This is a genomic window from Bacillus sp. Marseille-P3661 (assembly GCF_900240995.1).
Lineage (GTDB): Bacteria > Bacillota > Bacilli > Bacillales > Bacillaceae_J > OESV01.
This window is the reverse complement of sequence record NZ_LT965954.1, coordinates 1,132,517-1,156,506: the sequence shown is the minus strand read 5'-3', so window position 1 is coordinate 1,156,506 and position 23,990 is coordinate 1,132,517. Positions and strand designations below refer to the sequence as shown.

The 23,990-nt window shown below is 36.7% G+C and carries 22 protein-coding genes; all 22 read left to right on the top strand.

Annotated elements, in window-relative coordinates:
- The first annotated feature begins 7 nt into the window (after positions 1 to 7).
- The 22 genes from C1724_RS16695 to C1724_RS16595 all read left to right on the top strand — a co-directional run bounded on the left by C1724_RS16695 (position 8) and on the right by C1724_RS16595 (position 23,667).
- Positions 8 to 967, top strand: coding sequence for an ABC transporter ATP-binding protein (locus C1724_RS16695; RefSeq protein WP_102347832.1), 960 nt, complete (start codon positions 8 to 10; stop codon positions 965 to 967).
- A gap of 249 nt (positions 968 to 1,216) precedes the next feature.
- Positions 1,217 to 1,798 (top strand): CDP-alcohol phosphatidyltransferase family protein, encoded by a 582-nt coding sequence (locus tag C1724_RS16690; protein WP_102347831.1) that lies wholly within the window; start codon positions 1,217 to 1,219, stop codon positions 1,796 to 1,798.
- A gap of 50 nt (positions 1,799 to 1,848) precedes the next feature.
- Positions 1,849 to 3,276 carry a dihydrolipoyl dehydrogenase family protein gene (locus C1724_RS16685; protein WP_102347830.1) on the top strand — a complete coding sequence of 476 codons (1,428 nt, stop codon included), beginning with the start codon at positions 1,849 to 1,851 and terminating at the stop codon, positions 3,274 to 3,276.
- A gap of 177 nt (positions 3,277 to 3,453) precedes the next feature.
- On the top strand, positions 3,454 to 4,194 hold the full coding sequence (locus C1724_RS26455) for a glycine/sarcosine/betaine reductase selenoprotein B family protein (RefSeq protein WP_374703458.1): 741 nt from the start codon (positions 3,454 to 3,456) through the stop codon (positions 4,192 to 4,194).
- 136 nt (positions 4,195 to 4,330) lie between these two features.
- Positions 4,331 to 5,323 carry a sulfurtransferase gene (locus C1724_RS16670; protein ID WP_102347827.1) on the top strand — a complete coding sequence of 331 codons (993 nt, stop codon included), beginning with the start codon at positions 4,331 to 4,333 and terminating at the stop codon, positions 5,321 to 5,323.
- Between the two features lie 25 nt (positions 5,324 to 5,348).
- Positions 5,349 to 6,041 (top strand): TVP38/TMEM64 family protein, encoded by a 693-nt coding sequence (locus C1724_RS16665; protein WP_102347826.1) that lies wholly within the window; start codon positions 5,349 to 5,351, stop codon positions 6,039 to 6,041.
- A gap of 202 nt (positions 6,042 to 6,243) precedes the next feature.
- A complete protein-coding gene (locus C1724_RS26160; RefSeq protein ID WP_258000425.1) occupies positions 6,244 to 6,372 on the top strand; it encodes a hypothetical protein in 129 nt (42 codons plus the stop codon).
- A gap of 1,434 nt (positions 6,373 to 7,806) precedes the next feature.
- Positions 7,807 to 8,808 (top strand): Gfo/Idh/MocA family protein, encoded by a 1,002-nt coding sequence (locus C1724_RS16660; RefSeq protein WP_258000424.1) that lies wholly within the window; start codon positions 7,807 to 7,809, stop codon positions 8,806 to 8,808.
- Between the two features lie 461 nt (positions 8,809 to 9,269).
- Positions 9,270 to 10,352, top strand: coding sequence for a GGDEF domain-containing protein (locus tag C1724_RS16655; protein ID WP_180994306.1), 1,083 nt, complete (start codon positions 9,270 to 9,272; stop codon positions 10,350 to 10,352).
- A 184-nt stretch (positions 10,353 to 10,536) separates the two neighbouring features.
- On the top strand, positions 10,537 to 11,454 hold the full coding sequence (locus C1724_RS16650; RefSeq protein WP_102347824.1) for a ketopantoate reductase family protein: 918 nt from the start codon (positions 10,537 to 10,539) through the stop codon (positions 11,452 to 11,454).
- Between the two features lie 204 nt (positions 11,455 to 11,658).
- The gene (locus tag C1724_RS16645) at positions 11,659 to 12,420 is read left to right on the top strand and encodes an SDR family NAD(P)-dependent oxidoreductase (protein WP_102347823.1); all 762 of its coding nucleotides are present in this window, start codon (positions 11,659 to 11,661) and stop codon (positions 12,418 to 12,420) included.
- Between the two features lie 1,270 nt (positions 12,421 to 13,690).
- Positions 13,691 to 13,828, top strand: coding sequence for a hypothetical protein (locus tag C1724_RS25715; RefSeq protein ID WP_180994305.1), 138 nt, complete (start codon positions 13,691 to 13,693; stop codon positions 13,826 to 13,828).
- Between the two features lie 430 nt (positions 13,829 to 14,258).
- Entirely contained in the window at positions 14,259 to 15,215 is a 957-nt protein-coding gene (locus C1724_RS16640; RefSeq protein WP_102347822.1) for a 2-hydroxyacid dehydrogenase, read from the top strand.
- A gap of 322 nt (positions 15,216 to 15,537) precedes the next feature.
- Complete coding sequence (locus C1724_RS16635; RefSeq protein WP_102347821.1) at positions 15,538 to 15,813, top strand: hypothetical protein; 276 nt, start codon at positions 15,538 to 15,540, stop codon at positions 15,811 to 15,813.
- Between the two features lie 276 nt (positions 15,814 to 16,089).
- Positions 16,090 to 17,469, top strand: a complete 1,380-nt coding sequence (locus C1724_RS16630; RefSeq protein WP_102347820.1) for a tryptophanase — start codon at positions 16,090 to 16,092, stop codon at positions 17,467 to 17,469.
- Positions 17,470 to 17,582: 113 nt separating this feature from the next.
- Entirely contained in the window at positions 17,583 to 18,923 is a 1,341-nt protein-coding gene (locus C1724_RS16625) for a sodium-dependent transporter (RefSeq protein ID WP_102347819.1), read from the top strand.
- 127 nt (positions 18,924 to 19,050) lie between these two features.
- Positions 19,051 to 20,112 carry a tellurite resistance/C4-dicarboxylate transporter family protein gene (locus C1724_RS16620; protein ID WP_102347818.1) on the top strand — a complete coding sequence of 354 codons (1,062 nt, stop codon included), beginning with the start codon at positions 19,051 to 19,053 and terminating at the stop codon, positions 20,110 to 20,112.
- A gap of 371 nt (positions 20,113 to 20,483) precedes the next feature.
- Positions 20,484 to 21,866, top strand: a complete 1,383-nt coding sequence (gdhA, locus tag C1724_RS16615) for an NADP-specific glutamate dehydrogenase (protein ID WP_102347817.1) — start codon at positions 20,484 to 20,486, stop codon at positions 21,864 to 21,866.
- A 134-nt stretch (positions 21,867 to 22,000) separates the two neighbouring features.
- Positions 22,001 to 22,231, top strand: coding sequence for an excisionase family DNA-binding protein (locus C1724_RS16610; RefSeq protein WP_102347816.1), 231 nt, complete (start codon positions 22,001 to 22,003; stop codon positions 22,229 to 22,231).
- 72 nt (positions 22,232 to 22,303) lie between these two features.
- Entirely contained in the window at positions 22,304 to 23,269 is a 966-nt protein-coding gene (locus tag C1724_RS16605) for a calcium/sodium antiporter (protein WP_102347815.1), read from the top strand.
- A 26-nt stretch (positions 23,270 to 23,295) separates the two neighbouring features.
- Positions 23,296 to 23,469, top strand: a complete 174-nt coding sequence (locus C1724_RS16600; RefSeq protein ID WP_180994304.1) for a hypothetical protein — start codon at positions 23,296 to 23,298, stop codon at positions 23,467 to 23,469.
- A gap of 3 nt (positions 23,470 to 23,472) precedes the next feature.
- Positions 23,473 to 23,667: a YwbE family protein gene (locus C1724_RS16595; RefSeq protein ID WP_102347813.1), complete on the top strand. Its 195-nt coding sequence runs from the start codon at positions 23,473 to 23,475 to the stop codon at positions 23,665 to 23,667.
- Positions 23,668 to 23,990: the final 323 nt, after the last annotated feature.

Genomic DNA, 23,990 nt, shown 5'->3' with positions numbered 1-23,990 from the left:
GATATTAATGTTCTTAAAGATAGGCAATCTTTCGAAAGATTTTTTAAAGGACCCAATATTTTCCAACCTGAACCTTGAGATGGAAAAGGGTGAATTAATTAGTTTAGTGGGCCCTTCAGGGTGCGGGAAGACGACCTTGCTGCGTTGTTTAGCAGGGCTTGAAACCGTCTCGAACGGTACGATCATTCTAAATGATAGGGATATTACATTTGTAAAAGCTGAAGATCGCCCTGTGGTAATGATGTTTCAGCAGCCATTATTATTTCCCCACATGACAGTACTGGAGAATATAACTTTTGGTTTAAGGCAACAAAAGGTTTCGAAAAAGGAAAGAATAGAGAGGGCATATACAATGTTAGAAAAAGTTGAAATGCAGTCCTTTCAAAAGCACTATCCCCATCAATTATCTGGCGGGCAACAACAACGTGTTTCATTAGCGCGAGCACTTATAATGAATCCTTCGTTACTACTGTTAGATGAACCATTCAGCAGCTTAGATCCTTCACTTCGAAAAACGATTCGCGAATGGGTACGAAAGGTCATTAAATTAGAGAATGTCACTGCTTTATTTGTCACGCACGATCGAGATGAAGCAATGTTAATGGGGGATCGTATTATTATTATGAAGGAAGGGCAATTTCAACAAGTAGGGAAACCGGAGGAAATTTACTTTAAACCAATTAACAAGCATTCTGCTGAAACATTATCAGATGGCATCTCTATTAAGGAAGGCTTTGTTCCCAGTGATAAGCTGATGATTACCACAAATAAAACAGGGTCTGCAAATCAAGTGACGATAGCAGCAACGGTAACGCGATGTTTTTATAAATACGGCCTTCAATTTTATGAGTTAAAATTAGGTATTAGCAGCGAGGATATTGTGATTATTCATTCAAATGATAATTATAAACCTGGTGAGCAGGTTTTTATTATGTTCGAGCGTGGATCGATTCATCGGTTTGTGTAATTTTGATTTATAAACGAGTTAAAATAAGTAATTTAAAAGATAATATTAACAAAGGCTATAAATGGTAATGTTGTTATTCGGACTGTAGAATCGGGATAGAGTGGAATGAGTCAGAAACCAGTGCGGATTAAAACAGCCAAGCTGTTAAGGGCCAGAGAGTCAGAAACGGTGTTGAATGAGGCCAGGAACAGCGATCAAAGCAACTGATCGATGAAATGAAAGCATAAATGAAGTAAAGGGGGGATGGTTATGCTGGATTCAAAGGGGCGGCATCTTGTTCAACCTTTTATTGATAAGACAGCACATAATCTTATAAAGGTAGGATTTACAGCCAATACCATAACCACGATTGCATTTATTATTGGGATATTATCGGGTTTATTTATATATTATGATTTACCGTATTGGGCTATCTTTGTTTTATGGTTATCAGGCTTTTTAGATGCTGTGGATGGCACGATGGCAAGGCTGACGAAGCCTTCATCGTTTGGGACAGTACTTGACGTAAGCTACGATCGTTTAGTAGAAATTAGTGTTATTTTAGGACTTGCGTTTCGCTTTCCTGAAGCAATGTGGGCATTACTGCTATTAAGTGTAGCAATTATTTATGCAATGACAATTTTTTTAACGGTTGGTGCTGTTTCTGAAAAACAAGGCGTTAAGTCGTTTTATTATCAACCAGGTTTAGCGGAGCGTACAGAAGGGTTTATTTTATTTACACTAATGATTATTTTTAGGGATTTATTAGTTCCGTTAACCCTGCTTTTCCTAGTTGTTGAGGTATTTACATCGTTACAACGGCTGCGTGAGGCAAAGAAAATTTTATCTTAAAAATAATAAAAAAGTAATAAAGCCTAGATACGGGAAAAAGAGAGGATAAAATGAAAAAATATCAGATTATTGTGATTGGTGGAGGTGCGGGAGGTCTTACGGTAGCAGCAGGTGCTGCCAGTATGGGAGCAACAGTTGCTCTCATCGAGAAGGAAAAACAACTTGGTGGAGATTGTCTTCATTATGGTTGTGTTCCTTCAAAGGCATTTATTGAAGCAAGTAAAATGATCTATTCTGCAAAAAAAGCTGCAGATGAATTAGGGGTATCGGTTTATGGCCAAGCTTCCTTAAAAGTTGCAATGGAGAAAGTGAAAGCTGCAATAGCGGACATACAGGTTCATGATAGTTCTGAACGTTTTCAAAAGTTAGGTGTAGCCCTATATTATGGCGTAGGCCACTTTATAGATTCCCATCATATCCAAGTTGGAAACGGGGATATCATATACGGCAAGCGAATTGTGATCGCAACTGGATCAAAACCAGCCATTCCACCTATAGAGGGTATTCAAGAAATTAATTACTTAACAAATGAGTCAATTTTCAATCTTGAAAAAACACCAAAACGTATGGCAGTCATAGGTGGTGGTCATATTGGACTTGAACTTGGGCAAGCCTTTGCGAGATTTGGCACAAGTGTCACGGTCCTTGAGCCATCATCATCTATTATGAATAATGCAGATGAGGAAATTAAACCGTATCTTAATCGGGCACTTGATAAAGAAATCACTCTTAAACTGAATACAAACGTGTTAAAGGTTGAAAATGTGGGGAATGATAAGCTGTTGACAATAAAAGTCGACGGAAAAGAGGAAACTTTACCAGCAGAACAAGTGTTAATTGCCGCCGGACGAAAGGCTAATATTGAATCACTTCATCTAGATCATGCAAGTATTACTACTAATAATGGGTATATTACTGTAAATGATTACCTACAAACTTCGCAAAAGCATATTTTTGCAATTGGAGATGCAATTGGTTCGTTTCCATTTACACATGCAGCAGGAATGGAAGGAAAAGTAGCGATTTCTAATGCTATTTTTGGCCTTAAACAGAAGGTGAATTATGAAAGTATGCCTTGGGTAACCTATACAGATCCTGAAGTTTTCCATTTAGGAATGACAGAAAATGAAGCGCGTCAACAATATGGCAATAAAATAATAATATATAAAGTGGGTTTAGATATGGTTGACCGGTTTATAGCTGAACGAGAAAAAGACGGGATATTGAAGGTAATAACCGATAAGAGGGGTTATATTTTAGGTGCACATGCTGTCGGAAAAGGCGCTGGCGATTGGATGCAGGAACTTGTTTATGCCAAGCAGCACGGACATAAAATTGGCAGTATCTCAAAAGTTATTCATCCATACCCAACTAGGGGGTCAATTGTCCAACGTGCAGCAGATCAATATTGGCGCGAAAAGTTGTTTGAAAGTAAATTAGGATTATTGTTAAAAAAATATGTGCAATGGTTCCGGTAATTTTTTTTGTTTTTTTTTAAAAAAAATTAATTCCGATGTGAAAACTAGGATTGACATTAGCGCTAATTTTGATAAAATAAACTAAGTTGATAGGAATTATAATATTACTGACTAAAATACACGTATAATATAAATCTACTAATTTTTGTACTCTAAAAGGAAAGGAATGATAAAGGTATGAGTAAAAATCTGTTAGCACATCAGGTCTATAAAATGATGGCCAAAAAAGGTATCAAAAGAAACGCTGATGCCGTACAGTTAGCCATTCCAGAAACAACACCGGATAAATGGAATGTTGCTTTCTTAACGACAGCCGGTGTTCACATGAAAAACCAAAAACCTTTCGATGTTGACGCAGGAGATAATACAGTACATGTTATTCCTGGTGATGTTAGCTACGATGACTTAATGATCACCCATACACACTATGATACAACGGATGCAACTAAGGATATCAATTGTGTGTTTCCTCTTGAAATACTTCGTGAACTTAAGGATGAAGGTGTAATTGGGAATGTAGCTGATGTTCATTTTGGAATGATGGGTTATATTCCAGACACTGAAAAGCTAAAAAATGAAAGTATTCCGATTATCATTGAGCAATTAAAGCAAGCAAATGTTGATGTATTGCTTGCATCACCTGGCTGATATATTTGTCATCAATCCGTGGGATTGATTCAAAGAGCAGTCGAACAAGAAGGAATTCCAACACTCTCAATCAGTCATTTGCCTGAACTAACAGAAAGAACGAATGTGCCAAGAGCATTACACATTAAGTTCCCAATGGGAAGTACCTTTGGTGCACCAGGTCGGTCTGATTTGCAGCGAAAAATCGTTTTAGATATGATTAATGGTGTTACAGACATAAAAGAAACAGGAACGATTCAACCACTCCCGTATAATTGGAAAAAAGATTGATATTAAGGAGCTGAGGTTAACTCGCTATTAGAAAGACCTCAGCTTTTATTGTATTTTAAATCCAAGTAATTTAATAAGAAAACTTATTTATCTTAAAAACTAAAACTATAAAACAATCATCTAGGAGGTAGTTTAATTGAATAAGAAAGTCATATCAAGTTTGACAATAGTTGTCGCCTTAGTAATTGGTTTTTTTGTATATCAAAACATAACAGCTGTAAAGGTTCAGGAAGTAAATGTTTCTGCTCAACAATCAAAAATTAATGAATATGCACATCCAGAATCTTTTATCACACCAGAAGAGCTTAAGGCAATGCAAGAAGATGAAAATCAAGATGTTGTAGCCATTGGTGTGTTAAAGTCAAAAGATGAGGCTATTCCAGGCTCATTCGTGCTTTGGCGCCCTGATTATCAAGAATCAAAAGAAGTTCCATATGGCGGGGTAGCAGCTCCAAAAGAAGATATGGAGAAATTATTGAGTGATTTTGGCGTTAAAGAAGATACCACAATCGTAACATATGCAGCAAATGATCAGCATGATGCAACACGTTTATTATGGCAGCTAAAAGTATTAGGTCATGAAGATGTTCGTTTATTAGATGGTGGTCTTAATGTATGGATCGGTGCAGGTTATGAAACAGCAGCAGCTGCAGAAGTAGGCGACCGTCCGAAAACAGATTATGTTGCAACAAATTTTAACGAGGAAGCATTAAATGCAGATCTTGAGGAAGTAGTGGAAGCTGTAGAAAACACTGAAGACTATTACCTTTTAGATACACGTAGTGAATCTGAGGAAACGGGCAGTGATACGAAACAAGGAGCTTTTGGACCAGGTAAAATCGAAGGTTCAGATTGGATCGAATATTCACAGGCAACTGCTGAGGATGGAACTTTAAAATCAAAAGCAGAATTAGAAGAGCTATATGCGGATGTTCTTAAGTCAGATAAAGAAATTATTTGCTATTGCCAATCAGGTGTTCGCTCAGCATATACTTGGTTTGTATTAACACAAGCAATTGGGTATGATAAGGTTCAAAACTATGATGGCTCTTGGATTGAATGGAGCTATAATGCATATGAAAAACAAGACCCAGCTGTTGCTGAACATACAGAAAATGGTAAATTTTAATCTAATTTATAGAGGTTGATTAAAAATGAACAAAAAACAAAAAGCAAGCCCAATAAAACTTATCGTAGTGATCGCAATCATTGCTGCAGTTTTCTTGATTGCTTGGAAATTAGGACTTGTAGATTTGCTTAAAGATGTTGAAGCGATGCAAGCTTGGTTCAAAAGTTTCGGGGTTTATGCTTATATTTTATTTATCGCAGTGTTCATACTGGTTGCAGTATTTATGCTCCCTGCAGCATTGTTAACAATTGTCGCTGGGATTACATTTGGCTCGATAAATGGAGCGTTGCTTGCTTTAGTTGGAGCAACACTTGGTGCAATGGTGTCATTTTTAATTTCAAAATATGTAGCAAGAGACATGATTGTTGAAAAATTTAAAAACAATAAAATCTTTCAGAAGATCGATCAAGGTGTAGAACATAACGGCGTCAGTTTTTTAATATTAACCAGACTGGTACCAGTGTTCCCTTATAATGTACAAAATTACGCTTATGGAATAACAAAAATTCCATTTGCAACGTATTCAATTGTAACCTTTATAACAATGGCTCCTGGTGCTTTCATTTATGCTTATATGGCTGGCCAAATTGTAAAAGAAGGTTTATCTTTCTCACTGATTATTCAATTTGCAATAGCCGGGATTATCTTATTCCTAGTTTCGCTGATACCAAAATATATTGCGAAGATAAAAGGAATTAGTATGGAAGATTTAAAATAGTAAAAGTAATACTATGATATGCACTATATATAAGCCCTCTTCTTATAAAAATAGGAAGAGGGCTTTTTGTTATTTACTCTTGAATAACGGTGGCAGCAGTAACGAAAAGGGAGTAATCGAACCCGTGAAAAGCAGAAACCAGTGGTAGTGGTAACGAATAGCGGCTAAACGTGCCCGTCAGAGCGAAATCAGGTAGTGAAGGTTGAAGGTAACGAAAAGCAGAATAGCGGCTAAACGTTCCCGTCAGAGCGAAAATGAGGTAGTGAAGGTAACAAAAGAAGTTAATCGTGCCCGTCAAGAACGAAAACCAAGTCGTGGCGGTAACGAATAGCAGTTAATCGTTCCCGTCAGAGCGAAAATGAGGTCATCACGGTAACGAAAAAAGCTAAAGCTCCTCCATTAACTAAAGAAAACGATGGGTCCAATGTCTAATCATGCCCATTAGAGCGAAAATCAGGTAGTGAAGGTACCGAATAGCGGCTAATCATGCCCATCAGAGCGAAAATCAAGTCGTGAAGGTACCGAATAGCGGCTAATTATGCCCATCAGAGCGAAAACCAAGTCGTAGCGGTAACGAATAGCAGTTAATCGTTCCCATCAGAGCGAAAATCAAGTCGTGAAGGTACCGAATAGCGGCTAAAATTGCCCATCAGAACGAAAACCAAGTCGTGAAGGTAACGAAAAGCAGTTAATCATGCCCATCAGAACGAAAACCAAGTCGTGGCGGTAACGAAAAGCAGTTAATCATGCCCATCAGAACGAAAACCAAGTCGTGAAGGTACCGAATAGCGGCTAAAATTGCCCATCAGAACGAAAACCAAGTCGTGAAGGTAACGAAAAGCAGTTAATCATGCCCATCAGAACGAAAACCAAGTCGTGGCGGTACAGAATAGCAGCTAATTGTGCCCGTCAAAGCGAAAATCAAGTCGTGCAGGTAACGAAAAGCAGTTAATCGTGCCCATCAGAGCGAAAATCAAGTCGTGGCGGTAACGAAAAGCAGTTAATCGTGCCCATCAGAGCGACAATCAAGTCGTGGCGGTAACGAAAAGCAGTTAATCATGCCCATCAGAGCGACAATCAAGTCGTGGCGGTAACGAAAAGCAGTTAATCATGCCCATCAGAGCGAAAATCAAGTCGTGGCGGTAACGAATAGCGCTAATTATGCCCATCAGAGCGAAAATCAAGTCGTGGCGGTACAGAATAGCAGCTAATTGTGCCCGTCTAAGCGAAAATCAAGTCGTGGCGGTAACGAAAAGCAGTTAATCATGCCCATCAGAGCGAAAATCAAGTCGTGAAGGTAACGAATAGCAGTTAATCGTTCCCATCAGAGCGAAAATCAAGTCGTGGCGGTACCGAAAAGCAGCTAATCGTGCCCGTCAGAGTTAAAATCAAGTCGTGAAGGTAACGAATAGCGCTAATTATGCCCATCAGAGCGAAAATCAAGTCGTGGCGGTACCGAATAGCAGCTAATTGTGCCCGTCTAAGCGAAAATCAAGTCGTGGCGGTAACGAAAAGCAGTTAATCATGCCCATCAGAGCGAAAATCAAGTCGTGAAGGTAACGAATAGCGCTAATTATGCCCATCAGAGTTAAAAACAGGTCATCACGGTAACGAAAAAAGCTAAAGCTCCTCCATTAACTAAAGAAAACGGTGGGTCCAGTGTCTAATCATGCTCATCAAAGCAAAAACCAAGGCGCGTGGCGGTACCGAAAAGCAAGTAATCGTACCCGTGAAAAGCAGAGAAAGGTGATAGTGGTAACGAATAGTGCTTATAATAGTTCGAAACAGAAAAATAGTATTTAAAAAGCCAATAAGCACGGCGCATATTGGAAAAAGCACAGTAATTCCAGCAATCGATCGGGCTAGTAATGCTGCAGTAACTGCGATAGCTAGTAGAGATGATAAGGCTATAAAGGTTGCTGAAAAGTTAAATATTCCAAAAGCATATACTAGTTATGAGACGCTCCTCGAGGATGCTGTGTATATACCACTACCTAATCATTTGCATAAGGAATGGGGAGTAAAGGCAGCTCGAAAAGGGAAACATGTCCTCTGGGAGAAACCAGCTGCGTTAAATGCACAAGAGGTGGAAGATATGATTGCTGTCTGTAAGTTAGAAAACGTTAAGTTTATGGAAACATTCATGTATCAATTTCATCAACAACATGCTGTTGTAAGAGAACTGATTGCAGCTGGAGGAATCGGGCAAGTAAAATTGATGCGAGCAAGTTTCTCATTTTTTTTAGAGAAGTCAAATAGCACCAACATTCGATTAAATAACAAAATGGGCGGCGGCAGTATTTATGATGTTGGCAGCTACTGTATTCATTCAATTCGCTCAATTCTACAAGCTGAACCACTTTGTGTTCATGTGCATGCACATGTTGACCCTGCGTATAATGTTGATACATCAGCAGTTGGCTATTTGCAGTTTGAAAACGGTGTGAACGCAATGTTTGATTGTAGCTTCGATATGGCATTTAGGCATAAATATGAACTTATTGGAACGAAGGGTAAAATAATTGTTCCGCGGGCATTTCGTCCGGATGTAAATAGTGGAGTAGGCCAAGTTTTGCTACAACAAGGCAATGAGGTTAGAATGTTGGAAGTAATCACTGATCAATATCGTGCACAAATAGAGCATATCTCACAGGCAATAATAGATGATAGTCAACCAAGTTATTCGGGTGAGGATACTTATAAAAACATGAAGGTGCTCGATGCCTGTTACAAGTCGTTAGCATGTCAATCAAACGTTGCTATTTAATATAGTTGTTTTTCGTAAATGAGCCACACCAAAGAATCGCTTCTTATGTATTTTTAGCGGATTAATACTTATGCGGACATACAAATTTTTATTTCCATAATAAAGGTATATTTTAGAGAATTAGCGGACATTTAGTACCTTAAATACGCTCACTCACTTCTTTAAAATAAGTAACGTATCTCCGCAGATGTATGAAAAGTTAGCAAAATAACGCACAATATGTCCGAATATAGGATTAGACAACAGCCAATAACGTATTGGAAACAGGTAGCCAACTTTGTATAATTTTTGTATTTTTACATATATTTATCCAAGGTTAAACTTTAATTATAGTATAATTTTCCTATGATTATATAACTGAATAGTCCTTAGAATAATATTCTTATTGGAGTTAACTGTAAGATAACTCATTTTAGATGATAGTTAATCTAAGGAATGTTGATCGTAAGGGAGAGCTTATCGTGAATATAGCTATTCAATCATGTTTATCGAATATCGCTATAATATTTTTAATGCATTTATGTATCGATACGCTAATTTTAAAGAGAAACAATATCAAAAAATTTTACTTCGACATAGCTATGATTACCACTGTCTCAATAGCAGTTATTATTATGTTTTACCTACCGATAAGGTATGGGGGATATCAGTTTGATTTAAGGTTTATACCATTAGTGTTTTTTGCAATTAAATGGGGTTGGAAGTATGTGATACCGGCATTGATTATAACGATATTTTGGAGATTAGGTATGGGTGGTGCAGGAGCATTACCAGGGGTTATTTTTGGTATGGCTTTACCAACATTGGTTACTTTATTCATAATGAAAATTAAAAAATCAACGATTACCTCTGTTATCTTGTTTTATATAATTAATATGGCATGGTTAATTTCAGACCTGCCGATTATTTATCTCGTTCCAGACGGCTGGAATGTTTTTAAAGAAATTGCGCTATTGCGATTCATATCTTTTAACTTAACAGCGTTTACTTTATATTTTTTTATTAATAGTATGGAAAATGAAGTAAAATTAAAGGAAAAGCTTCAATATTATGCAGAACGAGACCCGTTGACAGGCTTATATAACATTGGTTATTTAGAGGCTAAAATCTGCTCCTATTCAAAAAAGGATAAAAAGATGTATATCATTATGGCTGATATTGATCATTTTAAATCGATCAATGATACATATGGGCATTTAAATGGAGATCATATTATTAAAAGTGTTGCCAAAGTTATTGTTGATAGCACTGAGAAGGCTAATGGTAATGAAGTGGTGGTTGGACGGTATGGTGGCGAAGAATTTATTATTTTTCTGGCTACTGATAATGAACGTAAGATGATTGAGCTTGTGGAAAGCATTCGTTACCAAATAGAGAATACACATTTTTGCACAGAGGATATGGAGCGTAGAGTTAATTTAACTGTTTCAATAGGTGTCTCACAATTACCTGAAAGTGCAAACCTACATGATGCTATAAAACATGCTGATCATTCTTTATATGATTCCAAAAAAAATGGTAGAAATCAAATCAGTTATTCTTAATCTATGAATCTATTCAATATATTAAGCGCAGATGGTTTATGAGTGAGCTATTGCGCTTTTCTATATTGTAGGCGTATGACCATCCCGTCTTGGAGGAGAGGCCTTTAATAAGGTGGATTAATTATAAAATCTGGAATTTTATGATAAAATTCATTTTAAATAACGTGAAAGGAATTGGAGTTGTATGGAAATCAAAACAGTTTCAATTATTGGCTTAGGTGCATTAGGAATATTATTTGGCCATCATTTATCTAAGATAATGCCAAAAGAAAATTTAAGATTTATAGCTGATCGGGACCGTATTAATAAATATGAAAAAGAGCATGTTTATTGTAATGGTGAAAAATGTGATTTTAACTTTGTTTCTCCTGAGGAAAAAAGTGAACCAGCAGATTTATTGATTTTTACGGTGAAGTATGATGGGTTAAAAGATGCGATCGGGGCTGTAAAAAATCACGTTGGCGACCAAACGATTATTTTATCCGCATTGAATGGGATTACGAGCGAAACCATTATAGGTGAAACATATGGGATGGAAAAGCTTTTGTACTGTGTCGCGCAAGGTATGGATGCGGTGAAAGTAGGAAATAGGCTTACATATGAAAATATGGGGATGTTATGTTTCGGAGACAGGGAACCTGGGAAAGTTTCCGAAAGGGCAAAGACAGTAGCTAATTTCTTTGATAAGACCGAGTTCCCTTATGTTTTAGATCTTGATATGGTTAAACGTTTATGGGGTAAATTTATGACTAATGTCGGTGTAAATCAAACTGTAGCGGTATATAAGAGTAATTATGGGGAAATCCAAAAACAAGGTCGAGCTAGGGAAATGATGATAGCTGCTATGAGAGAGGTAATGGCACTGTCAGAAAAAGAAGGCATTGTAATTACTGAGGAAGATTTAAACTACTGGTTAAGTGTATTAAGTAAATTAAGTCCAGAAGGAAAGCCTTCTATGGCACAAGATGTTGATGCACAACGGTTCAGTGAAGTTGATTTATTTGCAGGAACAGTAATAGCTTTAGGACAAAAACATGGGGTGCCTACTCCTGTTAATCAGGAATTATATGACAGGATAAAAATGATAGAGAGTCAGTATTAAAAATTTTATTACTTAGAATTTGTATTCGAATAGGTAACTAACTCCCAGTGAATTCTTTTGCAGAACGTACTGGGAGTATTTTTGAAATACATTTAATAAACTATGAATCATCATTATTGAATAGCAAACGTGGTATTATTTAGTAAATATTTGGGAATTGTTTAGTTATAATGATTGAAAAATATAATTAAAGGAGAATTCTAGATGGATTTAGGCCTACATGGTAAAAATATTCTAGTAACAGGTGGCTCGAAGGGGATTGGGAAAGCAATAGCAAAGGTGTTTGTGGACGAAGGAGCTAATGTTTCAATAGCAGCCCGAGATATTAAAATTTTACAAAAAGCTAAAGAAGAGCTTGGTGGAAATGTAACGATTTATCAAGCTGATATAACAAATGCTACTGATCGGGAAAAGTTGTTAAAAGCTTTTATTGAACAAAACAAAACCATAGATGTTTTAGTCAATAATGCAGGTGGTAGTAATGGGAGTACAGTGGAAGAAACATCGATGGAGTTATTTCAAGCAGCCCTTGATTTGAATTATTTTTCGGCTGTCCATTTAAGTAAACTGGCTGTAGAACAAATGAAAAAAGCGGGAAGTGGTGCGATAATAAATATTACTTCTGTTTATGGTCGTGAAAGTGGAGGTAAGGTGACATATAATAATGCAAAAGCTGCGTTAATTAGTTTTACAAAGGCATTGGCAGATGAAGTGATTCCGTTTGGTATTCGGGTAAATAGTGTTGCACCAGGCAGCATTCTTCACGAATCAGGAAATTGGAAAAGAAGGCTTGAAGAAGATCCGGAAAAAATACAAGCGTTTATAAAGGCTGATATACCGGCAGGTCGATTTGGCACTGCTGAGGAGGTCGCAAATGTTGTTTCATTTTTAGCATCAGAAAAAGCTTCATGGATTGTCGGAGTAAGCATTAATGTGGACGGGGGCCAATCTAAAATGAATTTTTAAAAAGACACATTTTCTGGGTTATGTAATATAGTTTGATCAAAATGATACATGCGAAAGTTACGCTTTTAACTGCTTTTCGTTACCGTGATGACCTGATTTTCGCTCTGATGGGCACGATTAACTGCTTTTCGTTACTGTCATGACCTGATTTTCGCTCTGACGGGCACGATTAGCCGCTATTCGTTACCATCACGTCCTGATTTTCGCTCTGATGGGCAAGATTAACTGCTTTTCGTTACCGTGATGACCTGATTTTCGCTCTGATGGGCACGATTAGCCTCTATTCGTTACCTTCACCTCCTGTTTTTCGCTCTGATGGGCAAGATTAACTGCTTTTCGTTACTGTCATGACCTGATTTTCGCTCTGATGGGCAAGATTAACTGCTTTTCGTTACTGTCATGACCTGATTTTCGCTCTGACGGGCACGATTAACTGCTTTTCGTTACTGTCATGACCTGATTTTCGCTCTGACGGGCACGATTAACTGCTTTTCGTTACTGTCATGACCTGATTTTCGCTCTGACGGGCACGATTAACTGCTTTTCGTTACCGTGATGACCTGATTTTCGCTCTGATGGGCAAGATTAACTGCTTTTCGTTACTGTCATGACCTGATTTTCGCTCTGACGGGCACGATTAGCTGCTATTCGTTACCATCACGTCCTGATTTTCGCTCTGATGGGCACGATTAGCCTCTATTCGTTACCTTCACCTCCTGTTTTTCGCTCTGATGGGCAAGATTAACTGTTTTTCGTTACTGTCATGACCTGTTTTTCGCTCTGACGGGCACGATTAACTGCTTTTCGTTACTGTCATGACCTGATTTTCGCTCTGACGGGCAAGATTAACTGCTATTCGTTACCGTGATGACCTGTTTTTCGCTCTGACGGGCACGATTAGCCGCTATTCGTTACCATCACGTCCTGATTTTCGCTCTGATGGGCACGATTAACTGCTATTCGTTACCGTGATGACCTGATTTTCGCTCTGATGGGCACGATTAGCCGCTATTCGTTACCTTCACCTCCTGTTTTTCGCTCTGACGGGCACGATTAGCCGCTATTCGTTACCTTCACCTCCTGTTTTTCACTCTGACGGGCACGATTAACTGCTTTTCGTTACCGTGATGACCTGATTTTCGCTCTGATGATCACGATTGACTATGAATGTCAATGTTATGATGTACATTTTTGATTGCTTAAGAATGTACATAATCACTCATCATATTTCACGAAATGACCTTTAATTCGTATTGGTGGTTTTGGAGCGATGCTAGTAGAATATGATCATCTTTTAAAGGATGAACCTGTTTGGATTGATCGAGCTGCGCAGTTTGCTAGAAAAAATGTAGATATTAGTGTAATTTCATCTAAAACTCAACTACCATTCACACATGAAAAACAATAGGATAGTAACCTACCAGCCTTCATGTCATAGGACCAATGTCAAAAAACAGTTAAAGAACCAAGGGATTTACTTCTATCAATTCCGGGTATTCAATTATTTGGAAATGGTCGATGCAACATGTGCTGTGGCTCTACGGGTATATATATTCTTGTAAACTATGAAGGGTCGATGAATATCTTAGATGAAAAAATGTTAATGTAAAAAATATCACCAGATATTATTGTCGCAACCAATCTTGGCTGTCATTTGCAACTAAAGCTCGGTGTACAGCGTGGGCAACAAAGCGAACATATTGAGGTTGTTCATTTGGTGGAGCTATTAGCAGAGGCCTGTGGAGTAGATTGAAATTTCTTAACAAACTCTAAAATTACTGTTATTCTAATTTTATGTTACTGACAAAATTAAGTTTAATAGGAAGTAGGCGTATAAAGTGAAACCAAAAGTTATTAATTATAAGAAGCTCCCTTTAGAAATAAAAAATTATATCGAACAATATTGTGATGTGACGTCTTTTGATAATCTTGAAACACAATATAATGAATTTATCGCAGCTTTAAAAGATGCTAATGGACTAATTGGTTCCGGACTTAAGGTCGATAAAGAGTTGTTAGATCAAGCTCCAAGCTTAAAGGTCGTTTCAAATGTATCAGTAGGATATAACAATTTAGATATTGATGAACTAACAAAACGTAACATTATAGCAACTAATACACCGGATGTGTTAACAGATACTACAGCTGACACAATATTTGGCTTGCTGCTAGCAACAGCGCGAAGACTGCCAGAATTAGATGCCTTAGTTAAAAATAAACAGTGGAATGCAATTATTGGCGAAGACCTATATGGAGTGGATGTACACCATAAGACATTAGGGATAATCGGAATGGGCCGTATTGGTCAAGGCATTGCTAAAAGGGCTCACCTTGGTTTTGATATGAATATTCTTTATCATAACCGCTCTCGCAATGAAAAAGCGGAAACTGAATATAACGCTACATATTGTGAATTAGATGAATTATTGCAGCAAGCTGATTATGTTTGTTTAATGACACCGTTAACGCCGGAAACAGAAGGATTAATTGGTAAAAGAGAATTTTCATTAATGAAAAAGTCGGCGATCTTTATTAATGGTTCAAGAGGGGAAACTGTTGTAGAGCGGGATTTAATCGAAGCGCTGCAAAATGGAACGATATTAGCCGCTGGATTAGATGTGTTCGAGCAAGAGCCGATTAATAAAGACAATCCGCTTTTAGAAATGAAAAATGTTGTCACACTGCCACATATCGGATCAGCAACCTATGAAACTCGTTTTAATATGGCTAAATTAGCTGCTGAGAATTTAGTGAAAGGCGTTATGGGGGAAATTCCGCCTAACAAAATTAATTGATCTATTTTAATAATATGAGATAAATATAAGAGCCTATGCTTAATGTTCGTGCAGAATATCCTAAGCTTAGGCTATTTTTAATTGGCTTTGTTAATCTTGCCTGTTAATTTCCGCTCCAATCAACATAGCAGCTTTTAATTAAATGTTTGTTTAACTTCAATGACTTATGACCTACAATCTTCTTTATCCACTAATTAAAAAGGTCCTTCTTTTGTGTTCCATTAAGATTTTTATCGTTATGATACATTTTAAATAGTAGAATATATGTTTAGGAGATAAGGTTGTGGAGTACCCTTAAGAAAAGAAAGGGAGAGGAAAATAGATGAACAGTAAAATTAAAATTGGGTGTTTTTTTCTCGGATTAGCGGCTTTCTTATATAGTACTAGGCATATCACTGCAGCGTTATTGGTCACCAATATGAACAATGAAAGAGCTAATTACTTTGAAGGTGGCTATGATGCAATAGGTTGGGGATTTACGTTTTGGACGTTTTTAGCTTGCCTAACAGGTTTGATATTTTTTTTAAGCGGGGTTTGGAAAGCTTACATTTTTCCTAGAAAACAAAAAAGTGATCAGGACCTAATTCAAAATAAATAGAGATTTTTCAAGTGGCGGCTTTTTAGCGGCTTTTTTTGTTCTCTAGGAAACTTATAAAATCATTTTAATTTCTATAGTGTCCGGGAAGTTCCTCCCTTTTCTTAAAGCATCCATTATCCAAAAGAACTCTTGAATTCGTGCTTATTTTTTCTAACAAAGAATAAATTAGTGTAAAGGTATGATATACATCGATAATACCCTAATAAGCAATTGAATATAAATGTGAACTCAAGTCACAAAGATATTTCAATAAAAAGTGAAGGGGGATTACGAATTATGGAACGTAAGGCCGAGCCTTTTAAAATTAAAATGGTTGAACCGATTAAATTGATTTCAAAAGAAGAAAGAGAACAGGCTTTAATCAAGGGAGGGTATAATTTATTCAATTTAAAGTCTGATGCTGTATATATAGATTTACTAACTGATAGCGGAACTGGGGCAATGAGTGACTATCAATGGGCTGGAATGATGCTGGGTGATGAATCCTACGCTGGTAGTAGAAATTACTATCACTTAAGGGAGACTGTGAAGGATATCATTGGGTACCCCTACATGATTCCCACGCACCAAGGCCGTGGAGCAGAGCAGGTTTTATTTCCACTAGTTATCAAAAAAGGTCAATATGTATTGAGCAATTGGCATTTTGATACTACTCGTGCGCATGTTGATATAGCAGGAGGGAAAGCTATTGATGTTGTAACAGAAAAAGCATTTGATACAACTGCGCCGTATGACTTTAAAGGGAATTTTGACATCGAAAAGCTAGAAAAAATTATTAAAGAAAAACAACCAAAGAATATTGGGATGATTATTATTACGATTACAAATAATAGCGCTGGAGGTCAGCCGGTCTCATTGGAGAACATTCGAAACGTATCTCTACTTGCAAAAAAATATAAAATTTTAACGGTAATGGATTCAGCGCGTTTCGCAGAAAATGCTTACTTTATTAAAAAACGTGAACGAGGCTATGAAAATCAATCCATTAAGAGTATAATTCGTGAAATGTACTCGTATACAGATTTATTAACAATGAGTGCTAAGAAAGACGGTCTTGTTAATATTGGTGGAATGCTTGCTTTTAGCGCTCGTCAGCAAGAATTATACGAACTAGCTCGTTCTTTAGTAGTACCGTTTGAGGGGTTTCCGACATATGGAGGTTTGGCCGGACGTGATATGGAAACGTTAGCGCGCGGACTTCAAGAAGGTATTGATGAAAGTTACCTGGCATACCGGATTCATCAAGTAGAATATTTAGGACATCGTTTAATTCAAGGTGGAATTCCGATCCAAACACCACCAGGAGGACATGCTGTTTTTGTTGACGCAAAAAAAATGTTACCACATATCCCGAGTGAACAGTTCCCAGCACAAGTATTGGCAAATGAATTATATTTAGAGGCCGGTGTTCGTGGGGTTGAAATAGGATCGTTACTTATCGGTAGAGATGCAATAACAGGTGAGCAAATAAAAAGCCCGTTAGAGTTATTGCGCTTAACAATTCCACGGCGCGTCTATACGTATAATCATATGGATGTGGTAGCTGATGGACTAATAGCGATTAAAGAGCGTGCGAGCAGTCTCAAAGGCTTAACCTTCACTTGCGAGCCCAAATTACTTAGACACTTTACAGCCAATTTGAAACCAGTAGAATAATATGAGTTTATAGATAATATGAAAAGATTTAGTTATGAGGAAGTTTGCTTTACTAAATAAACGTTTAATTATTAATGCAAGCTGCCTTTCTTTAATTTTAGGAGGAAGTTTTTGTGAAACAAGAAAATCAATGGTCGTCAAAAGTAGGTTTTGTGTTGGCATCGGCAGGTGCAGCGATTGGTCTAGGTGCTATATGGAAATTTCCATATGTTGCAGGAATGAATGGTGGCGGAGCTTTTTTTCTTATTTTTATTGTATTTACTTTATTGATCGGCCTGCCAATGCTTATTTCTGAATTTTTGATTGGACGTAGTACAGGGAAGGAAGCAATAAGTGCTTACGAAAAACTTGCCCCGAAGAGTGTATGGACATTGATTGGTAGAATGGGAGTAGTTGGTTGTTTTCTTCTGCTGACTTTTTACGCTGTTGTAGGTGGTTGGGTACTCATCTATACAATAGCTTCAGTCTTTGGTCTTATTATTCAAGAAGGCGTTGATTTTGGAGCCACATTTGGATACATAACAAGTTCACCTTGGCTGACATTAGTAAGCACAGCCGCTTTCTTAATGATTAACATAATTGTTATTGCTTTAGGCATTAAAGATGGTATTGAAAAAGCGTCAAAATATATGATGCCACTCTTATTTTTATTTTTTCTTATTTTAGTTGTCCGTGCTCTTACGTTAGAAGGTGCAATTGAAGGGGTATCCTTCTTTTTGATGCCAGACTTCACCAAAATTACAGCTGAAGGAATTTTATATGCACTTGGACAATCCTTTTTTGCATTAGCAGTCGGTTTTTCTTGTATGGTAACTTATAGTTCCTATTTAGGAAAAGAAGTTAGTATCCCAAAATCTGCAAATACAATTGTATTTATGAATATAACAGTGTCATTATTAGCGGGTTTAGCAATTTTTCCAGTTGTCTTTGCTTTCGGATTTGAACCAACAGAAGGTCCGGGGCTATTGTTTATTGTACTGCCTGCAGTGTTTAGTCAGATGACATTTGGTGAAGTGTTCTTAGCTATTTTCCTAATCTTGTTTTTATTCGCAACCCTTACATCCTCGTTTTCTTTGTTAGAAATCATGGTTGCCGCTTTTACAAACGATGGAAATAGATCACGGACGAAAGTAGCTTGGATTGCGGGAATCATAGTATTCGTAGCAGGAATTCCAGCTGGATTGTCTTCAGGTATTTTTAGCGAGGTAACATTATTTAATATAACTATTTTTGACCTTACGGATTTCCTTGTAAGCAACATAATGCTGCCGTTGGGCTGCTTGTTAATAGCATTATTTATTACGATGAAGGTAGACCGTTCGTTACTAAAAAAAGAGTTTAATTTAGGTTTTAGACTAGCAGACTACTGGTATAACAGCTGGTGGTTCCTCATGCGAGTTGTTGTTCCAATTACAATCATTATAGTTTTCTTAAGTACGCTGGGAGTTATTTAACACGAGCTTGAATAGATTTAATATTCCAAAAAGTCACCACTGTATGTTAATCTTAAAAGAAAAGCGGTTGCGGGTGAAATATAACCTGCTATGATACGCCTTTGTGCTTTTAGATAGGAGTGGGATTATGATTAACTTAATAAAGCTGAAGGCAAAAAGTTTGTTCCCAGGATATTTTGCTCTGGTTATGGCTACTGGGGCATTATCTTTAGCGGCGTATTATCAGGGTATGATAGCTTTTTCAAAGTTACTTGTATACTTTAATGTATTGGCTTATTTATTTTTGTCTTTGTTAACAATAGTACGCTTATTTAAATATTTCCAATGCATAAAAAAGGATTTGAGTAGTCATACTAGGGGGCCTGGTTTTTTTACTTTAGTTGCTGGAAGCTGTATACTAGGAAGTCAACTTGTCATTGTTGAAAATCATTACCTATTAGCTACATTTTTATGGGGAATTAGTATTTTATTATGGTTTGTAATCATGTATGCATTTTTTGCAGTGATTACAATGCGCAAGGACAAGCCCCCTTTGGCAGAAGGTGTTAACGGGGCATGGCTAATTACAGCGGTATCAACACATGCTGTTTCTATATTAGGTACATTGCTTTCTTCTGAAATGAGATTTTCTGAGTTTGTTTTGTTTTTTAGCTTATGTATGTATTTGTTAGGTTGTATGCTGTATTTGCAAATTATCACGATAATATTTTACCGCTTTACTTTTTTAGAATTTAAGTTAGCTGCTCTAACGCCACCATATTGGATTAATATGGGGGCTGTAGCGATCACTACATTGGCAGGAGCAACGCTGATGTTACATACTCAAAATTGGTCATTCTTAGTAGAAATTGCTCCTTTTTTAAAAGGATTTACATTATTCTTTTGGGTTACTGGTACGTGGTGGATTCCATTATTATTTATTTTAACAATTTGGAGACATTTATATCACAGGTATCCATTAACGTACAGTCCACAGTTTTGGGGATTAGCATTTCCGCTTGCAATGTATACAACGAGCACATATCAGTTATCAAAGGCCTTAAATATTTCATTTTTAAATATTATTCCTCAGTTTATGATCTACATTGCAATAGCGGCTTGGCTATGTGGTTTGTACGCCTTAATTAAGCATTTATTCTTTGAGACAAGAGGTCATTTTAACTACGTTAAAAAGGAGAGTAGCTTTTAAGAATAATCTCAGCGTATTAATCATATAAATGTTTTTTAATAATGATCCATTTTCTAAAATGGATCGTTTTTAATTTACTTTTAAAAAATAAGTTGCGATCCTATTGTGAAAAGACTCACGAATTACTTTGCATTTGTATTCAGCCAGAATAGTCTTAGTTGCTTTGACAGATATTTTATTATTAGTGTTCTGAGGAATTTACGTTTAATTTCCTCTATTACCGATTTTAAATACCATAATATTCCAATAAGTTGAGCTATAAAATATATATTATTAATCAATTACTTGGAAAACTAATATCGAACATGTAACCCTAGAATTAAAAAATGGTTAATAAATAAAATTTATATAAAAGGAGAACAGCACATCAAATGACTATTATCCAATCCGCAAATCAAGATTCGATGCAAGTTGCAAAGAATTATGTTTATGAAGTTTTTGAAACTGTAAAAAAGCGTAATCCTAATGAGAGTGAATTCCATCAGGCTGTTAAGGAAATCTTTGACTCACTAGTCCCTGTATTTGCAAAACATCCAAAATACATGGAAAATGGTGTACTTGAGAGAATCTCTGAGCCAGAAAGAGTTATTTCATTCAGAGTACCATGGGTTGATGATCAAGGAAAAATCCGTGTAAACCGTGGGTTCCGCGTTCAATTTAATAGTAACCTTGGGCCATACAAGGGTGGGTTGCGTTTCCATCCATCTGTTAATGCTAGTATTATTAAGTTTTTAGGTTTCGAGCAAATTTTCAAGAATTCTTTAACTGGTCAACCTATCGGCGGTGGAAAAGGTGGGTCTGATTTTGATCCGAAAGGAAAATCAGATAATGAAATTATGCGTTTTTGTCAAAGCTTTATGACTGAAATCTATAGACATATTGGTCCAGATATTGATGTACCTGCAGGTGATATTGGAGTTGGTGGTCGAGAAATTGGCTATATGTTTGGACAATACAAAAGAATTTGTAACGCTTATGAAGCAGGTGTATTAACCGGGAAAGGGCTAGGCTATGGTGGAAGTTTAACTAGAACAGAGGCAACTGGATACGGTACAGTATACTTTGTTGAAGAAATGCTCAAAGACCAGGGCTTAAGCTTTGCAGGAAGTACGGTTGTCGTATCAGGGTCTGGTAACGTTTCGATTTATGCGATTGATAAGGCAACACAATTAGGTGCAAAGGTTGTTGCATGTAGTGATTCTAATGGATATATTTACGATGAAAACGGAATTAATCTTGATACAGTTAAGCGATTAAAGGAAGTTGAACGAAAAAGAATTAGCGAGTATGTGATCGAACATCCAGATGCTGAGTACCATGAAAATTGCCTTGGTATCTGGGAAATTCCATGTGATATTGCTTTACCATGTGCGACTCAAAATGAAATTGATGAGGAAGCAGCAAAAGTACTTGTATCTAATGGCATAAAAGCAGTTGGAGAAGGCGCCAATATGCCATCCACTCTAGAAGCAATAGAAGTATTCTTAAATAACAACGTACTGTTTGCTCCAGCCAAAGCAGCTAATGCAGGTGGTGTAGCTGTTTCTGCATTAGAAATGGCCCAAAACAGCATGAGATTATCATGGTCTTTTGAAGAAGTAGATGCAAAATTACACGAAATCATGAGTAATATTTATCAAAACAGTGTTAAAGCATCAGAAGAATATGGTTACCCTGGAAACCTTGTAGTAGGTGCTAATATTGCAGGATTTATCAAAGTAGCTGATGCCATGTTGGCACAAGGCATTATATAAAATCATTAAAATCTAACTAGGGAATTGCTTAGACTTAAGTAATTCCCTTTTTGCCGTTAAAAATGTAGAGAATGCAGCTGATTTAGTGGTAGAATTAAATTTATGTGGAAATTTAAGATGTATGGTGATCATAAATGTATTTAACAATAAAAGAAACTGCGGAATATATATCGTTACCCGAAAAAACTATTGAGAGTTTAATTTCACAAAAACAAATTCGGGCTATACATGATGGTGAACAGTACCTAATTAATAAAGATCAATTTAAAACACATTTAGAACAATTGGAAAAGTATAAAAAGTTCGTCGAAGAAATATTGAATGAGCCCATTCCAGAGGATATTGATATAAAAGATGAGGATTAAATCGTTAATACTTCATAGTATTGTCGTACATACTAATAGGTGAGACTTACGGAAAGAGGTTTATTAGTATATATGACATATATATTATTATTTATAGGATTTGCCTTATTAATTAAGGGTGCGGATTTTTTTGTAGAGGGTTCGTCCAAAATCGCTACTTTACTTCATATTCCTCCGATTTTAATTGGGTTGACGATTGTAGCATTTGGTACAAGTTCACCTGAGGCAACAGTAAGTATATTAGCTGCAATGGACGGGACGGCAGGGCTGGCAATTGGGAATGTAGTTGGCAGTAATATTTTTAATATTACGTTTGTTGTCGGTTTAACGGCATTTTTAAATCCTTTAAAGGTTGAAAGTGAAACAATTAGAAAAGAAATACCATTCACATTGCTTGCCAGCTTTGCTCTTTATTTTATTATCAGTGATGTAATACTCCAAACCTGGAATCAAAATTTAATTACTAGAAGTGATGGTTTAATTCTCCTCTTATTTATGTCTATCTTTATGTTCTATATTTTTGAAGTTGCTAGAAATAGCCGTGAAAAAGTAGCCGCTAATCCTGACCTCCGAGTGAAACAAAGCCGAGGATCATGGATAAAAAACATTCTATTTACAATAGGTGGGCTTGCAGCTATTATATTTGGAGGAGATTTAGTTGTAAGGAATAGTACTGAAATCGCTTATTCGTTCGGAATGAGTGAAACATTAGTTGGTTTAACGATTATAGCTGTTGGTACATCCTTGCCAGAGTTAATCACATCTGTAACAGCTGCTCTCAAAAAACAAAGCGAACTTGCATTAGGAAATATTGTTGGTAGTAACATCTTTAATATTTTATTTGTATTAGGTGCTTCTTCAATTATCGCTCCCCTTACTGTAGAGGATAAAATATTTTTCGATGTAAAAATAATGATCATGGTAACCTTGGTATTGCTTGTGTTTTCACGAACTGGGTATAGAATTGGTAAAAGAGAAGGAGTAATCCTTGCTCTATGTTATATCGCTTATACTGTCTACATTATCATTAGAAACTAAATGTAATATGAAGGAGAATAACTATAATGTCGGAAAAAAAGAAAATTAATTTAGCCGAAGCAATGAAACAAAAATTGGCTCAAAAACAGCAAGATCAGGTAGCAGGTCAGAAAGGTAAAGGTCTCGTTAAAAAGACACAACCGCTAACAAGTCAATTAACTAAGAAACCTAATAATCAGCGAAAAAGAATGGGAGTATAAATAGTGAATGGGCAGCAGCGATCATCGATTGCACCGGGGCTTGAGGTAGATATCGTATTAAAAAAAGACCAAAAAACGGGCCTTACGACTAGAGGGATTGTAAAGGATATTTTAACGAACTCTAGCTACCATCCACACGGAATAAAAGTACGACTTGAAAGTGGACACGTCGGAAGAGTTAAAAGTATTTATAATTAATTTTTAAGGATGGTTCGCTTTATTGCTGTATGATGGGCATTCATTTAAATTATGTGCTGATGCTCCCCTTCATCATGTTGATGAAGGGTTTTCAGTATTGGATATAACAGGAGAAACCTCTTCATCGGGGGTATGAAGGGGTTTTGGTACTGGATTTAACAGGAGAAACCACTTCATCGGGGGTATGAAGTGGTTTTGGTGTTGAATTTTACTGCAGAAACCTCTTCATCGGCGGTATGAAGGGGTATTGGTGTTGAATTTAACAGGAGAAACCACTTCATCGGGGGTATGAAGAGGTTTTGGTGTTGAATTTACCAGGAGAA